Below are 15054 nucleotides of genomic sequence, written 5' to 3'. Positions count from 1 at the left end.
GAGTCTGAATCTTCAACGAGTTTAAGTAATCCCGGAATCGCCCGATAGTCACCGATTTTGCCTAAGGCATCTGCCGCGCTCCTACGCACATAAGAGTCTGAATCTTCAACGAGTTTAAGTAATCCCGGAATCGCCCGATAGTCACCGATTTTGCCTAAGGCATCTGCCGCCCTCCAACGCACATCATAGTCTGAATCTTCAACGAGTTTAAGTAATCCCGGAATCGTCTGCTCGTCACCGATTTTGCCTAAGGCATATACTGCGATCATACGCACATAAGAGTCTGAATCTTCAACGAGTTTAAGTAATCCCGGAATCGCCCGCTCGCCACCAATTTTGCCTAAGGCCTCTGCCGCGTTCCTACGCACATCATAGCGTGAATCTTCAACAAGTTTAAGTAATCCCGGAATCCCCTGCTCGCCCCCAATTTTGCCTAAGGCCTCTGCCGCGATGTTACGCACATCAGAGTCTGAATCTTCAACAAGTTTAAGTAATCCCGGAATCCCCTGCTCGCCACCGATATTGCCTAAGGCATTTGCCGCCCTCCAACGCACATCATAGTCTGAATCTTCAAGGAGTTTAAGTAATGCCGAAATCGCCTGCTCGTGACCGATTTTGCCTAAGGCCTCTGCCGCGATCTTACGCACATCAGAGTCTGAATCTTCAAGGAGTTTAAGTAATGCCGGAATCGGCTGCTCGTCACCGATTTTGCCTAAAGCATCTGCCGCGCTCCAACGCACATAAAAGTCTGAATGTTCAACGAGTTTAAGTAATCCCGGAATCGCCTGAACGTCACCGATTTTGCCTAAAGCATCTGCCGCGCTACTACCCACATCATAGTCTGAATCTTCGTCTGAATCTTCAAGGAGTTTAAGTAATCCCGGAATCGCCCGATAGTCACCGATTTTGCCTAAGGCATCTGCCGCGCTACTACGCACATCATAGTCTGAATCTTCAACGAGTTTAAGTAATCCCGGAATCGCCCGATAGTCACCGATTTTGCCTAAGGCATCTGCCACCACCCTACGCACATAATAGTCTGAATCTTTAACGAGTTTAAGTAATCCCGTAATCGCCCGATCGTCACCGATATTGCCTAAGGCATCTGCCGCGCTACTACGCACATGAGAGTCTGAATCTTCCACGAGTTTAAGTAATCCCAGAATCGCCCGATCGTCACCGATTTTGCCTAAGGCCTCTGCCGCGCTACTACGCACATAAGAGTCTGAATGTTCAACGAGTTTAAGTAATCCCGGAATCGCCCGACCGTCACCGATTTTGTCTAAGGCAACTGCCGCCCTCCAACGCACAGAATAGTCTGAATCTTTAACGAGTTTAAGTAATCGCGGAATCGCCCGATCGTCACCGATTTTGCCTAAGGCATCTGCCGCGCTACTACGCACATGAGAGTCTGAATGTTCAACGAGTTTAAGTAATCCCGGAATCGCCTCATCCGATCGCACTTCCCCCAAAAGCCCAACCTTCAACCACCCCGGCACATCCAACCCATCCACCAACCCAACCGTGCGCTTCTGAAACTCCCGCTGCACCTCCCCCGCCAGCCGCGCCCCCAACATCAAATCCACCTCCAAAGCCAGCCGCACCACCCGCACCGCCTGCACCTCATCCCGCAACAACGACAGCATGAACGCCAGAGGCTCCGTCCATTTAAAATAATTCAAATAGAAATGCTGCAACCGTTCATCATCGATCGCATCAATATGCCTTTCAACCAACAGTTTCAGCAACGCCCGCCCCGCATAATACTCCTGAAATAATTGGTGATGAAACTCAATTTCCTCCGGCTTTGCCGCCACCTGCAACAGATGGTGCTCCAGCAAATCCTCTAGCCACTCCTTCGCCTTGGTTGGCGCATCCAGCACCCCCCGATCGCGCAACCAGCACTCCAAAATCCCCTCAGCCAGATCGCGAGAAATCGCCACCCAACCATCCGTGGGGCGCTGCGAGTCGCCCTGCAACATCACAAAAGCCAACTGCTGCAAAACCTCCGACTTGAAGCGCCGAAAACCATCCGAAACCCACGCACCGCCTTTAAACTCCTCATACTGGCGATCAAACTCCTGAAACAACTCGCCCTTACTCTGGGGAATTTTCCCGGTATTTTTAAACACCTTACACATCATTTCCAGTAGTAACGGCGTTTCGGCAATCTCTCGCAGGCGATCGCCCAATTGTCGCAGCAGCGAATCCCCATGTTGCGGCAAATGCTTGTGCACAAACTCCCGCATCTGCGGTTCCGTCAGCGCGCACATCTCCAGCTTTTTCTCAATGCCCAAAGATCCGCCCAGCGCCAAATCCCGCGTCGTGAAAATCATCGCCGTATCGGGATTGTCGTCGTGGAATAGCTGCAAATCCTGCCGCCTTTGTTGCGATGGCATCTCATTCACGCCATCCAGCAACAGCAGCAACCTGCCATCCAGCAGCAAATCATCCACCTCTTCCGGGCAAACTCTCAGCTTTGCCTGTCGAAATTCGGCACAGATAGCTTCTAAAATCGAGCGATCGCTCCTCAACTGCACCAACACCGGAATCGGTCGATCGCCCTCATTGAGCGCTTCTAGTGCCAATTCCCACCGAAAACGCTGCAAAACCGTCGATTTTCCCGAACCGGGCTTGCCCACTAGCAGCACTTTTCCCTGCTGCACGTACTTGCGGAGTCCCGCCAGCACTTCCAGCCGATCGATTTTCGTTTCTGGTTTATTTTTTGCGGATGGAGGTTGCGATGAATCCTCCGGTGGAATTTCCACCTCCACCTCCACCTGTAAATCCGTCAGGGTGTAGAGATGCTGTTGTTTTTTATAAGACTCAACCAGGAATTGCAGATATTTAGGAAAATCAACTGGTGTCGCCATTTGATTATAGATTTTAGAATATGGGTTGATTATAGAATTTTTTCTCGATCGGCGATCGATGCTGAAAATTTGGGAAAAAAGTAGCATCAATATTCTGTGTGAGTAACCATCATCTCGATCCCCCCTAGCCCCCCTTAAAAAGGGGGGGACAAGAACTTACTCAAAGTCCCCCTTCTTAAGGGGGATTTAGGGGGATCGAAACTTCGATAAAAGCGAGATATTATTATCAATATCAGAATAACCAGCAATCAAAATAACCAGGGGGCGGCGCATCGTCATGCAAAATTTGAGTTCGATCTAAATTAGCTACAGCTTCCGCCAATTCTGTACCTAATTTTACTTCCTGTGCTCTCTCTGTTAATGGAAATGAAAATTGATAGCCATCTTGCAAATATTTTGCCCTAGCAACAATCTCGTCTTTCTCTAAAATAGCGCTGTTAGTACCAATCAAAACGCTGTTAATGTCCTTCCACGGACACAAGTACACCTGAGAAAACACGCTTTGAAAAGTCTTGATTTTTTCCGCATAAAACTCATCTCTTTGCAACAGATTTACCAGCACAACTCCCTCACTTGACAAGCGTTTTTCGCAGAGTTGATAAAATTCTTTCGTGGCCAGCCGGTGCGGAAAGTAGCCGTTGCCAAAAAATACGTCGGTCATGATGATATCGTACTGCTTATCGGGTTTTTGCTGTTCCAGATACTCTCTGCCGTCTTGAATTGTCACACTCAGCCGATCGTCCAACTGCACCCCAAAACACTGTGTAGCTGCTTCGATCGCGATCGGATCGACATCCGCACATTCTATAACAGTTTCGGGCAAATAGTGGTGCAACACTAAGGGAATTCTGCCGCCGCCAAAACCAGCTATGTAGATTCTTTGAGGTTGGTTTTGCCACACTAAACCCAACATCATCGCCTGAGTATATTCAGACACTAGATGTAAAGGATTGTTGAAATCGCAAACAGATTGCAGTAAATCTGTATGCAAATTAACTTTTTCTACTAAAGATAGCTTAATGTGCGATCGATCTTTTGTGACTGCAACATAGTGAACACCAGAATCTTTGCAAAAAATAACTTTGTCTGGCTGTTGTTGCAGCCAAGCCAGCCGCTGTTGAATGGCAGCTAAATTCATACGTTGCCAATTTTGGCGATCGTCAATCATGTAATAGCAAATCCCACTTATTTCTTAGTCTGCGCAGGCGGACGAAAGTTTGTGTAAATGCGATTTTAATCGCGAATATATAAATTAAGCAGACAGTATCCGTTTGTATGCCACCAACTCCAAACCCGAAATCGAAAAATCCACTCTTTCCCAATCTTGCTTGTCACCTTCCAAATTTTCAAAGGCTGCTGAGGTGAGCAAAATCTCTCCCCGTTCCGCTAAATCCTCTCCCAGCTTCGATGCCAGATTAAATTCGGAACCGTACATATCCTCTCCTTCCAGCATCAAAACATCGCCGCAACCAATACCAATGCAGAGGTGAATGTCCATTTCCGGCGGCAGTGTCGTGTTAACAGCCGCCGTTTGTTTCACAGAGTCGATCGCAGATTCCACCGCCGATTTTACATCGGTAAATACTGCAAAAATATTGTCCGCTTCCTCCTTGACTACAGTACCGCCACATTCGGAAATTATCGGTTTGACAATTCCGTGCATCCGGTGAATCATTGCCAAAAAATGAATGATTCCGTAGCGGACTGTCGTGCGCGAAAATCCCGACATATCCATTACTAAAATTGCGTAATTTTTGCGGAAAGTGGCATTAATTTTTTCATCAATTTCAGCCATTCTTTCGGGATGTTCGTTTCTTTCTTGCAGCAACTTTTCCAAGTTAGCCCGGTTATTTGTTTTCATTGAAGTTTATTTAATTTAATTCCCAATCGCGACACAGTTCTTGAGGGCGGCCAGCCGGATGAACCGCACAGTTTAGCCCGTCCCTACCGTAATAATAATCGCAGACTTTGCAAGGTTTAGTTTGCTCTAATTTTTTCCTCAAAATTGCCCGGATTGTCTGAACTCGGTTGCGATACTTGTTGGCATTCGAGTGACTCGGTTCAATTGCCAAAGCTTGCTCGAAAGCTGCTAAGCTGGAATCGTACAATTTAATAATTTGGGGGCTGTATTTTGTCCAAGCATCGGCGTGGCTTTGATAAAGTTCGACTGTATTTAAATTTAAAATTCCGTATTCAGTCCAAGCGTCAGCAGAAGCTCGATCGAACTTAATATTGGCATTGAGCAAAACTTTTTTGATCGTTGCCAAAAGTTCCCTCGGCTGCCAAGGTTTGCTAACATAAGCCTCGGCGCGATCGCCCTGGAACCTGGAAAATAAAGCTAACTGCTGTCCCTTCCCTGTTAAAAATACCACCGGTATGTTCCGAGTTTCGGGATTAGCTTTAATTAAACGGCAAACGCCGTAGCCGTCTAAACGGGGCATTATGACATCTAATAATACTAAATCGGGGCAATTTTTCTCAATTTTATCCAGCGCTTCCACACCGTCAGATGCCTGAATTACATTCAATCCGCTGCATCTCAACTGATGTGAAATGCACTCGCGCTGGCTGCGGGAATCTTCCACAACTAAAACTGTACTCATCACTCCTCACCTAATTTTTGAGGTAAACTTGTCCGCTGCTGCGAGTTGTCCTTGCTGAAATCAGTTTACCCGCATAGGATGAATTTGTTATCACTCGCAATCTAAATTTACTCAAATTGCAACAAATCTTAAACAGGGAAGCAAAGGTGATACTTATCAGAAAATGCTGGTTTTCAATAGGCGGATAATTGTTCAAGGTTTTGGTAGCAAATATGCGGCTTTTAAGCCTTAATAACGGCAAATCGTACTGATGTCGGACGAAAACATTGTTGAATTGCAACAGATAATCGGCTACTGTATACGTTGAAGTTCTGAAGGACGACAAATGAATCGATTGCTCCTCACTTTATTGGTAAGTCCAACGCTGTTTGGATCTGTGATGTCTTTAAGCGCGATCGCAAATCCCGCTCAAATTGGCGAAACACCAAGCCAATCGGCTGATTCGCCCAAGTGCGTGCGATCGCCCCACACTCAGCGCCTGACTTGCGTGCGCCTCCCCGCCAAAACCGCTGCTGCTAATTCTCAACCAAAAATCAGTTGGCAGGGCCCTGCTGACGAACAGGTGGCAATGCTGGACTTTTCCGAAGAAGAAAGCGATGCCGCCGTGGCGATGTTTGGCTGCGACTGCCCGGCTTGTATCAATTCGCTGCGCCTGTTGCGCGGTGTGCCGCTGTTACCGGTGTAAGGCCGATCGATCGGACAGCATTGGGAATCAGGCTCAAAAACCAGGTTTCCGATCGCTGCGCGCTTTTGAGTGCCTTTAGCTTTCTCCTTTTTGAGAAATTGCAGTCAATTTGTTCCATGATTTCTAGAGATTTTGTATCTCTCAAAATCGGGTCTCTACTTTTTAGCTAGAACTTGTTTAAGTTGAGCAGTTGCTTGCTCAATTTTTTCGATACTGCCTGGGTTGACCAATCCGTAGTAGTCAAAAACGTAAACTCGATTATTTTTTGTGGCTGTTAGTTGATTCCAAAATGAATCAGATTTAAATTGGTCTAAAATTCCTTCTCCCCGATCGACTATAATGATTACTTCGGGATTAGCCTCTAAAACCTTTTCCGCTGAAAGCGTCACGTAGCCTCGCACGGGGCTATCTCCTTGCAATTGGGCTGCGACATTTTTCACGTTAAACTTACCCAGCAAATCTCCAGCCCAACTGCTTTGATTCGGCGATAAAATCGGTTGTCTGCTTACCAAAACTAAAGTGGCGGGCTTTTGATTCGGGATGTCTGCTAAAAATGTTTGGTAGCGTTTTAACAGGGGTTCGGGATTCGTATTGAGGGATTGAGCTAAAGTGGTTGTTAACTCTTCTAGGGATTTCCAGCTATCAACTTGAGTGAGTAAAGTTTTAATTCCAAGCTGCTGCAATTTTTGCATTGTTTGGTCGTGAAATCCCGACGCACCTACCACCAAATCCGGTTTCAATGCGATGATTTTTTCCAAATTGGGAGGGGTGCGTTCGCCAGTGACTGCGGTAATTCCTGTAAATTTGGAGTTGCTGCTGACTAATTTGCTGCCGGGAATTCCTACAAGTTTGGTTTTGTCGAGTTGATGGATAATATCGGCGGTTAAAGGTGTTAAAGCTACAACTTTTTCTACAGATTCGCTGTTAGTTGTTTGTGGTTGATTGGCTGATGGCGAAACAGCAGGAGTTGATTGCTGAAGTTGTGGTGGAGTTGCGGCGGAGCAAGCGGCAAATGCTAAACTCAGCAGCAGGATAGCGGTACGAGAAAACAAAGTTTTGTACATAGTTTAGGCTGGAGTGACAGCGAGTTTAGGCGCGGTAAAGACAGAATTGACGGGAAGTTCGATCGCACTTTAGCGCTTAATGATTTAAATATCAATAGTTTACGGTAGATTTTGTATAAAAAACCGCCTTTGTTGCCTGAATGCAAATTTTTTAAGTATCTCTTAAGTTTTATTCCACCCTTGGGAATCAAGACTAGGTAATAGTTTAAAGCCTGTGGCACTCAGATAGAACAGCGGATTGCGGCAATCAGTTAATAGAAATAATTATGAGTAAATTGAGAACTTAGTGCTAGGGCAAGGTTATACTTATCATAAAAATATTAAGTGTGAAGAGTAGGAGCGATCGCACAAATCTGCAAGCCTACAGAAGTTTCTAAAATGATAGCTTCTACGCCAAAAATCTCAGCTAAATTATCAGGAGTTAAAACTTCTGCAGGAGTTCCTACACAAAAAAGTTCTCCTTTATTTAACATAGCAATCCGCGAACTGTACCTAGCAGCTAGGTTAATTTCATGCAGCACTGTAATAATCGTCAATTTTTGTTTTAAATTTAGTTTGTTAAGCAACTCTAACAATTGCAACTGATAGCAAATATCTAAATAAGTAGTAGGTTCATCTAATAGCAAAACTTGCGGATTTTGAGCCAAAGCTAAGGCGAGGAAAGCGCGCTGGCGTTCGCCTCCTGAGAGTTGTTCGACGGGGCGATCGCGAAATTCCTCAATCCCAGTTTGAGCGATCGCAACTTCCACCTTGTCCGCATCTTCTTTGCTCAATTCCCACTGCCACCAACCCTGATGAGGAGAACGCCCCAAACTAACTAATTGCCTTACCGTCAAACCTTCTGGCACTGTTTGCTGCTGCGGCAAAATCGCTAATTTTTGAGCGACAACAGCCGCAGGTTGAGTATGAATTGCTTTGCCATCAAGCAACACACTTCCTTGCTGCGGAGTTAGGATGCGGCTAACTAACTTCAAAAAAGTAGACTTACCAGAACCGTTGGCACCGATGAGACTCAACCACTCACCAGGTTGCAAAGATAAAGTAATGTTGTGGGCGATCGCAACTTCGCCGTAACCCCCAGTTAAATTTTGAATTTCTAAAGACATTATATTTGGTTATTTGTTATTTGTTATTGGTAATCGGTAATCGGTAATTAATTTTGCGTCTTCCTTCTTCCCTCTTCCTTCTTCCTTCTATCCTTTACATCCGTTACATCATCCGTTGCCGAACTTCCTTCTTCCTTCTTCCCTACTGACTAGAACGCCGATAAAGCAGCCAAACAAACAGCGGAGAACCCAACAAAGCCGTAACCGTACCCACAGGCAATTCTACCGCACCCAAACGAGCCAAAAAATCCGCAAAAGTCAACACCCAAGCACCGCCGATCGCACTCAGCGGCAACACAAACCGATAATCATTACCAACCAACAAACGCACGCCGTGAGGCACAACCAATCCCACAAAACCAATCAATCCGCCGATGCTGACAGCACTCGCAGCTAGCAAAGTAGCAACACCCCCAATCAACAAGCGCGATCGTACCAGCGAAACCCCCAAACCAACAGCTAAATCGTCGCCCAAAGCCAGCAAATTTATCGATCTCCCCAAAAAACATCCTAACAGCAAAGCAGCCAAAATATAAGGTGCAGCAACCTGCAAATCTGACCAACCGCGACCGTTCAAACTGCCGATCAACCAATTCAAAGCAGCTTGCAAGCGGCTGTCTTCAGCTAACAGCAGCAGCGTAGTTTGTATTGCCCCAAACAGAGAACTCACAGCCACACCAGCTAATACTAAACGTTCAACAGAAATCCCCGTTTTAGTTTTTCCCAAAAAGTAGACCAGCATCGAAGTTAAAATAGCGCCTATCCAAGCCGCCAAAGGCACCCAAGTTTGAAATATTCCCAAAGTCAGCATGGTAATCGCAACCAACCCTGCACCAGCCGAAATTCCTAATACAAAAGGATCTGCTAAACCGTTGCGGAGCAACCCTTGCAGCAAAGCCCCGGACATTCCTAAAGCTGCACCAACCGTCAGCGCGGCCGCAACTCTGGGCAAACGCAATTCCCAGAAAATAGTTTGATTGACAGCATCGCCTCGGTGCAGAAATGCTTGCCACAATTGATCGGCACTCATCGGCACCGCACCAAAAGAAAGCGAAAGGGCGATGGTTAACAGCAAACCCAATCCTAAGAATACAACTGCCTGAAAAACTCGATATTTTAGCCAGATTTTTTTCACAATATATTATACCGCTTTGCTTTTAGATAAATAGCCTTTTTGCAGAGTTATTTCTGTGCGATCGCCCAAACTACCAAGGGAAAATCCGGCTCGTTTGCTAGCGAATGAATGGAGGGATTGTAAAGTTCCCACCTCGCAAAGTTTGCCACCACACAAGCTCGGTTTCCCCACGCTCCTGTTTGAATGTTTTCTAAATTAAAACCGCATTCAGCAAGCAAGTATTTGATGCCAGTTTCTGTCCAGCGAGAGCAGTCTGTAGGATAATCGTGAATGCGAATTAAAAATGGTGTAGTTATTAAAAAGTAACCGTTGCTGTTGAGCATTTTATATATATTTTTGCCTGCGCGGTAAGGCCAAAGTAAATGTTCAAATATCTGCTCGGCAACGATCAAATCAAATGTTTCGTCGAGGCAAGACTCGCAAATATCAAAATCGGGATATTTGAGCGATTTATAGCTTTTGAAAGACTCCCAATTACCCCAACTATTTCCAGAAATTTCTAATACATTCAATCCATCGGGCTGCAAGCTTTTAACTATGCTGCGCGTTTCGCGGTTCATTACGACTCGACACCAATCTTCGTTAACAGCACTAAATACCATATTTCCTCTGTTTTGAATGCTCGAACTCGTTAACTACAATAACAATAACCCATTCACCTGAAGACGGCTTCAGCGCGACCAGATGAGTGCAGAGCAACGCCGATGTTGCAAATCGAACACACCTGCTGCTACAATAAAATTTATAATATTAGCAAAATAAACTGCTACTTGGAATCATGTCCGCAAACACCGCGCTACCCGCAGCCTTAGCTAAAATCGTCCAGCGCTTTCAGCGACACTCCGATCCGAAACAGCGCTACGAACAACTGCTGTGGTATGCCAAGCGACTCCCAGCATTTCCCGAAAGCGACAAACTGCCTGAAAACAAAGTTTCTGGCTGCGTATCGCAAGTTTATATTACTGCAAATTTAGCAGACGGAAAAGTTTTGTATCAAGGCGATTCAGACGCTCAGTTAGTCAAAGGATTAGTTGGCTTGCTGGTGGAAGGTTTGAGCGGATTAACGCCTGCTGAAATTGTCAGCATTACCCCAGATTTTATTCAAGACACGGGATTGAATGTGAGTCTGACACCTTCCCGCGCTAACGGATTTTACAACATTTTTCAAATGATGAAAAACAAGGCACTTGCTTGTGAATTGAACAAGCAAGCCGAAGCAAATTAAAAGAATAAACAGCCATGACTCAAACTACAGATTTAACAAAATCAAGTTCTGGCAACTATCCCGCCGCAGTTCAAGAATATCTGTGGAATTGGAAAGAAACCCAAATCAAAGTTATTTACGAAACCAGAGGACAGGGAAATCCTGTATTGTTGCTGCCGGCATTCAGTACGGTTTCCACGCGAGAAGAAATGCGTCCTTTAGCAGAATTGTTAGCTCCTAAATTTCAAGTTGTGAGCTTAGATTGGCCGGGTTTTGGCGAATCTGATCGCCCGCGAACCGACTATCAACCGCAATTATACCATCAATTTCTCAAGGATTTTGTTGAGGCAATTTTTAATAGTCCGGTTGCTGTAGTTGCAGCAGGTCACGCTGCGGGTTATGCGATGCAATTAGCGCAATCAAAGCCCAATGTTTGGTCAAAGATTGTGTTAGCTGCGCCGACTTGGCGCGGGCCTTTGCCGACGATGAGCAAACAGCAAAGCAGGTGGCATGGAATCGTGAGAGAATTAGTACGATCGCCCTTAATCGGTCAATTCCTTTACAAACTGAACACTGCGCCGTCATTTCTCAGTCTCATGTACCGCCGCCACGTCTATGTCGATGCTGCAAAAGTCACGCCTGATTTCATCCAAAGCAAATGGCAAGTGACGCAAAAACCAGGTGCTAGGTACGGTTCCGCCGCCTTCGTGACTGGTGGTTTAGATCCGGCAAAAGTGCGATCGGAATTTACAGATCAATTTCAACAGTTAGCAGTGCCGGTGATGGTTGTAATTGCTGAAAATGCGCCGCCCAAATCCAAGGCTGAAATGGAAGCATTAACGGAATTACCGGGTGTTGAATCGCGAGTTATTCCCGGTTCTTTGGGTATGCACGAAGAGAATGCAGCAGATTTAGCAAATGCGGTTAAATCTTTTTTATAAATTGCTTGAAATTTCCACTTCTCCAGTCCGCGCAGGCGGACTTTGTTTGTGTAGCCCCGAATTATATTCGGCGGTTTACTATTTGGCGGTTTATATCATCAGAATAACAGCGGTATTTTGGCTAAGTTTTTCTTCTTTTTCTTGGCCACTGTATGCTTTAGGAGATCCGCCGTTTGCTAACTCACAAGAGAGTATTATTGAAGGTGCGATCGACTTTCACATCCATTCTTCTCCTGATGTGATTCCCCGCAGCTTAGACGATTTTGAGGTAGCTAAGTCAGCGGCGCGATCGCACATGAAAGCTGTTGTATTGAAAAATCATTATGCCAGCACCGCAGCGCGGGCAGTTTTGGTTAATAAAATAATACCAGAAATCCAAGTTTTCGGGGGAGTCGTTCTCAATTATGCTGTGGGTGGCATTAATCCCGAGGCTGTAGAAGCAATGCACCGCATCGGTGGCAAATACGGTAAAATAGTGTGGCTGCCAACGGTTGATGCTGAGCATCACTTGCAGGTTTTTCACAAGTCGGGAATTGGGATTAAAGTTGCGGAAAATGGCAATGTTTTACCGGAAACAGCAGCGGTGTTGAAGATGGTAGCAAAAGAGAATTTGGTATTGGAAACCGGTCATATTTCCTCAGAAGAAGTGATGGCGGTTGTCACTGAAGCCAACCTTCTCAACATTAAGAACATCCTGATTACCCACGCAATGGCAGATGTACCCGGTTTGTCCTTAGAAAATATGCAAAGAGCCGCCCAGATGGGAGCTTTTCTAGAACTAGCATTTGTTAACGATTTGATGGGAGAAAATGCTGCTGATGAGGGACACAAAAACTGGCATCAAGTTTCTATTAGCAAGATGGCAGCAGCGATTAAACTAATCGGAGCCGAGCATTTTGTTATGAGCACGGATTTGGGCAGAAAACCCGATCCTTTACCTGCAGAAGGCTACAAGTTATTTGTAAAAAAATTGCTAGAGGAAGGCATTTCTCAACGCGAAATAGATTTAATGATGAAGGAAAATCCAGCTCGATTGTTAGGAATTTAGGAGTAATATTATGTCTCATGGCATAACTATTCTAAAGTTTGTAGCGAGGACTTTTGTCCTATCTTTGATTTTTCGTCAATTTGGCTCTACTTCAAGTTCTTGAGATTCTTTCTCGCCCGCTGGGGAGTTTGTTTGCAATTCGGAGAGCTGCGAATTTAGCTGCAAGCGTTCTTGATAGACGGTTTCTAAATGATTTTCTAATTCCGCTACTTGAGATTGCAGTTGATTTTGAGCCTGATTAGCTATATAGATTTGATTTTGAAATTCCGAGATTTGAGAGTAAAGGTACGATCGCTCTCTGTTAGCTGTTTCTAATTCCGATTGCAGTTGCGATCGCTCTTTTTCGACTACTTCCTGTTGAGCTTGCACGCCCGAAAGTTGAGACTGAAGTTCCTCCCCCTCTTCAATCGAGCGATCGAACTTAATTTGAATTTCCAACAACTGGCTTTGTAGCTGCAATCTGGTTTGACTAGCAGTTTGCAACTGACTCTCAAATTCAGACAGCAGAGCGTGAAATTGAGAACGTTCTGCATCAACCGCCTCTAACTCTGCTTGCATTTCCAGCAATTGATCGTTAAGCTGCGATCGCTCCTGCTCCGCAACTTCTAACTGATATTGAAGTTCTGCCACTTCTGCTAACTGCGACTCAGCTTGTTGAGCATTTTCTAACTGCAATTCAGCAATCAGAGAATCAATTTGCGATCGCTCCTGGGCAATTCCTCCCAAAAATTCTTCCATTTCCGACACTCGATTATTTAAAAAATCTTGCTCGCGAGTCACAGTTTCCAAGCGACTTTGCAACTCGGACAATTCAGAATTTAGCTGATTTTCATCCTCCATCTTTTGCCGCAATTCCAAATTCCTGGAATCCAACTGAGCCTCCAAATTCGAGATGGCTTCCTCCGAACCCTGTATACGCACCAAATTGCGGGAATTTCGCTTATTCAAAATTAGCCAGCAGACTAAGGCCCCAGCTCCAAATCCTATTAATACAAGTAATGCTTCCATTTGTTGTATCTAATTGATATAAATTGATTAATCTTGATGCTTGCCCAAAAAATGGACATCAACAAATCGCTATCTTACTCAAAGCTATCACAACTTGCAAGCCTGTATTAACTTGGTTCAACAATTTATATTTATTGACAAATACCTTTTGTTTACAGGTAAGGTGCGCCATACGCACCCTGCAAGCCCGATTAATGCAGCAAATCCACAATATGAGGAATAATCTCGATATGCTGAGTCAGCAAATAATCCAACCTATCCGCTAGTAAACTAAAAATTAAATCGTTATAACTCATCCCGTATTCCCCCAAACCTAAAACCACCAAACTCGTCACATTTTCCCCTGGGTGTTTCAGATCCGGTTTGGGATTTGCTTCCAAAACATAAAGCGAGCCATCAGCATCACTTCGGACATCAATCCGCACCAAACTATTCAAACTAAACTCCCAATAAATTTTTCGAGCTAACTCAATTAACTTTTGTTTGAGTTCCGCTTCCTCACCGCCCATCAACCGTCCTCGATCGGCCGTAATCGCTTTTTGATCCATAGAAGTAAAGATGCGTTCGTCAGGAGCTAGCACCCGCTCGATCGTCGAAAAAGCAAAGGGTTTTGTATTTTTATCAAATCTGCCTTTAGCATAAGTAACATAGCCGCAAACCGCTACACAAAATTCTCGTCCCGGTAAATACTTCTCAATTAAAGCAGTATTGTGAGTTGCTCGGTGAACTTCCGAAACGGCCTGAGACAAACCCTCAACTTTTTCTACAAAATGAACGTGCAGCGAAGCGCGGCCGGATACTGGTTTAACAACAAACGGCCCTTGATAGTCACCAAAAGCAATGGCAAAACGCTGATGCAAATGAGGCTGCAAAATCCCTTGAGAAGGATGCCAAGTCATAAAAGGAGCAGTTTTAATTCCAACTGATTGCAATTCCCGTTTAAAAGCGTGTTTGTTATCTAACGTTGAACTGTTTAAAGGATTGTGACCGACATAAGGCATTCCCAACATTTCTAACAAAGCGGGAGTGTGACAAACAGGATTATAGCCCTGGACTCCGCCAGTATTTAGCCACACTAAATGGATATTTTTTTGTTTGAGTTGTTCCGGCAATTTCATGTCGTCTGGCAAGACAAAGACGTGGTTGAAGCCAATTTTTGCTAATGCTTTAGCAATCTCGCGGGCTACGACTTCGTAACTCTTCCAAGAGCGAGGATTGTGAGTTTTGTAAATCACTGATCCGGGGCGATCGCAGTCGCCGCCGAACACTACAGCAATCCGCAATTTAGCAAACAGCACCTCCAAATATTGAGGGAGCAAACTAAAGTCATAATGCCAGCGATTCATGCTAATTGATGTTGGGTTCATTTAAGTATGTTTTCCTTTGT

At 45.0% G+C, this 15054-nt stretch carries 14 protein-coding genes; 4 read left to right on the top strand and 10 right to left on the bottom strand.

The window, feature by feature from the left end; translation table 11 throughout:
* The 4 genes from QUA54_RS04600 to QUA54_RS04585 form a co-directional block, all read right to left on the bottom strand.
* Nucleotides 1–2873 (bottom strand): HEAT repeat domain-containing protein (locus tag QUA54_RS04600; RefSeq protein WP_333413561.1); only part of this gene is annotated, 2873 nt, incomplete at its 3' end.
* Nucleotides 2874–3105: 232 nt separating this feature from the next.
* Nucleotides 3106–4041 (bottom strand): fused MFS/spermidine synthase, encoded by a 936-nt coding sequence (locus QUA54_RS04595; protein ID WP_333413560.1) that lies wholly within the window; start codon nt 4039–4041, stop codon nt 3106–3108.
* A gap of 84 nt (nt 4042–4125) precedes the next feature.
* A complete protein-coding gene (locus QUA54_RS04590; RefSeq protein WP_333413559.1) occupies nt 4126–4734 on the bottom strand; it encodes an adenylate/guanylate cyclase domain-containing protein in 609 nt (202 codons plus the stop codon).
* Nucleotides 4735–4744: 10 nt separating this feature from the next.
* Nucleotides 4745–5476: a response regulator gene (locus QUA54_RS04585; RefSeq protein ID WP_333186678.1), complete on the bottom strand. Its 732-nt coding sequence runs from the start codon at nt 5474–5476 to the stop codon at nt 4745–4747.
* Between the two features lie 325 nt (nt 5477–5801).
* On the opposite strand from QUA54_RS04585, the gene QUA54_RS04580 reads away from it, so the two are divergent.
* Complete coding sequence (locus QUA54_RS04580) at nt 5802–6161, top strand: hypothetical protein (RefSeq protein WP_333413558.1); 360 nt, start codon at nt 5802–5804, stop codon at nt 6159–6161.
* 155 nt (nt 6162–6316) lie between these two features.
* On the opposite strand, the gene QUA54_RS04575 is transcribed toward QUA54_RS04580, so the two are convergent.
* From QUA54_RS04575 to QUA54_RS04560, 4 genes are all read right to left on the bottom strand, one after another.
* Nucleotides 6317–7225 (bottom strand): ABC transporter substrate-binding protein, encoded by a 909-nt coding sequence (locus QUA54_RS04575; protein WP_333413557.1) that lies wholly within the window; start codon nt 7223–7225, stop codon nt 6317–6319.
* 320 nt (nt 7226–7545) lie between these two features.
* Nucleotides 7546–8331, bottom strand: coding sequence for an ABC transporter ATP-binding protein (locus QUA54_RS04570; protein ID WP_333413556.1), 786 nt, complete (start codon nt 8329–8331; stop codon nt 7546–7548).
* A 142-nt stretch (nt 8332–8473) separates the two neighbouring features.
* Complete coding sequence (locus tag QUA54_RS04565; protein WP_333413555.1) at nt 8474–9466, bottom strand: iron ABC transporter permease; 993 nt, start codon at nt 9464–9466, stop codon at nt 8474–8476.
* A gap of 47 nt (nt 9467–9513) precedes the next feature.
* On the bottom strand, nt 9514–10068 hold the full coding sequence (locus QUA54_RS04560; RefSeq protein ID WP_333413554.1) for a methyltransferase domain-containing protein: 555 nt from the start codon (nt 10066–10068) through the stop codon (nt 9514–9516).
* A gap of 176 nt (nt 10069–10244) precedes the next feature.
* Here QUA54_RS04560 and QUA54_RS04555 point away from each other — a divergent pair, with 176 nt between their 5' ends.
* From QUA54_RS04555 to QUA54_RS04545, 3 genes are read left to right on the top strand one after another with little or no spacing between them, the layout of a single operon-like run.
* On the top strand, nt 10245–10691 hold the full coding sequence (locus QUA54_RS04555) for a SufE family protein (protein ID WP_333413553.1): 447 nt from the start codon (nt 10245–10247) through the stop codon (nt 10689–10691).
* A 14-nt stretch (nt 10692–10705) separates the two neighbouring features.
* Entirely contained in the window at nt 10706–11611 is a 906-nt protein-coding gene (locus QUA54_RS04550; protein WP_333413552.1) for an alpha/beta hydrolase, read from the top strand.
* Nucleotides 11589–12659, top strand: coding sequence for a DUF6282 family protein (locus tag QUA54_RS04545; protein ID WP_333413551.1), 1071 nt, complete (start codon nt 11589–11591; stop codon nt 12657–12659). Before QUA54_RS04550 ends, QUA54_RS04545 begins: the two co-directional genes overlap by 23 nt.
* A 75-nt stretch (nt 12660–12734) precedes the next feature.
* On the opposite strand, the gene QUA54_RS04540 is transcribed toward QUA54_RS04545, so the two are convergent.
* Together QUA54_RS04540 and QUA54_RS04535 are read right to left on the bottom strand one after the other, a co-directional pair.
* Complete coding sequence (locus tag QUA54_RS04540) at nt 12735–13667, bottom strand: hypothetical protein (RefSeq protein ID WP_333413550.1); 933 nt, start codon at nt 13665–13667, stop codon at nt 12735–12737.
* A 191-nt stretch (nt 13668–13858) separates the two neighbouring features.
* Entirely contained in the window at nt 13859–15034 is a 1176-nt protein-coding gene (locus QUA54_RS04535) for an ATP-grasp domain-containing protein (RefSeq protein WP_333413549.1), read from the bottom strand.
* Between the last annotated feature and the right edge of the window lie 20 nt (nt 15035–15054).

The sequence above is a fragment of the Microcoleus sp. MOSTC5 genome (assembly GCF_036701825.1).
GTDB lineage: Bacteria > Cyanobacteriota > Cyanobacteriia > Cyanobacteriales > Microcoleaceae > Microcoleus > Microcoleus asticus.
This window is presented reverse-complemented; position numbering and strand designations above follow the sequence as displayed.

Coding starts and splice junctions, on each gene's coding strand:
- QUA54_RS04550 (WP_333413552.1), top strand. CDS start 10,706: ATGACTCAAACTACAGATTTAACAAAATCAAGTTCTGGCAACTATCCC.
- QUA54_RS04535 (WP_333413549.1), bottom strand. CDS start 15,034: ATGAACCCAACATCAATTAGCATGAATCGCTGGCATTATGACTTTAGT.
- QUA54_RS04560 (WP_333413554.1), bottom strand. CDS start 10,068: ATGGTATTTAGTGCTGTTAACGAAGATTGGTGTCGAGTCGTAATGAAC.
- QUA54_RS04595 (WP_333413560.1), bottom strand. CDS start 4,041: ATGATTGACGATCGCCAAAATTGGCAACGTATGAATTTAGCTGCCATT.
- QUA54_RS04580 (WP_333413558.1), top strand. CDS start 5,802: ATGAATCGATTGCTCCTCACTTTATTGGTAAGTCCAACGCTGTTTGGA.
- QUA54_RS04545 (WP_333413551.1), top strand. CDS start 11,589: ATGCGGTTAAATCTTTTTTATAAATTGCTTGAAATTTCCACTTCTCCA.
- QUA54_RS04570 (WP_333413556.1), bottom strand. CDS start 8,331: ATGTCTTTAGAAATTCAAAATTTAACTGGGGGTTACGGCGAAGTTGCG.
- QUA54_RS04590 (WP_333413559.1), bottom strand. CDS start 4,734: ATGAAAACAAATAACCGGGCTAACTTGGAAAAGTTGCTGCAAGAAAGA.
- QUA54_RS04555 (WP_333413553.1), top strand. CDS start 10,245: ATGTCCGCAAACACCGCGCTACCCGCAGCCTTAGCTAAAATCGTCCAG.
- QUA54_RS04540 (WP_333413550.1), bottom strand. CDS start 13,667: ATGGAAGCATTACTTGTATTAATAGGATTTGGAGCTGGGGCCTTAGTC.
- QUA54_RS04585 (WP_333186678.1), bottom strand. CDS start 5,476: ATGAGTACAGTTTTAGTTGTGGAAGATTCCCGCAGCCAGCGCGAGTGC.
- QUA54_RS04575 (WP_333413557.1), bottom strand. CDS start 7,225: ATGTACAAAACTTTGTTTTCTCGTACCGCTATCCTGCTGCTGAGTTTA.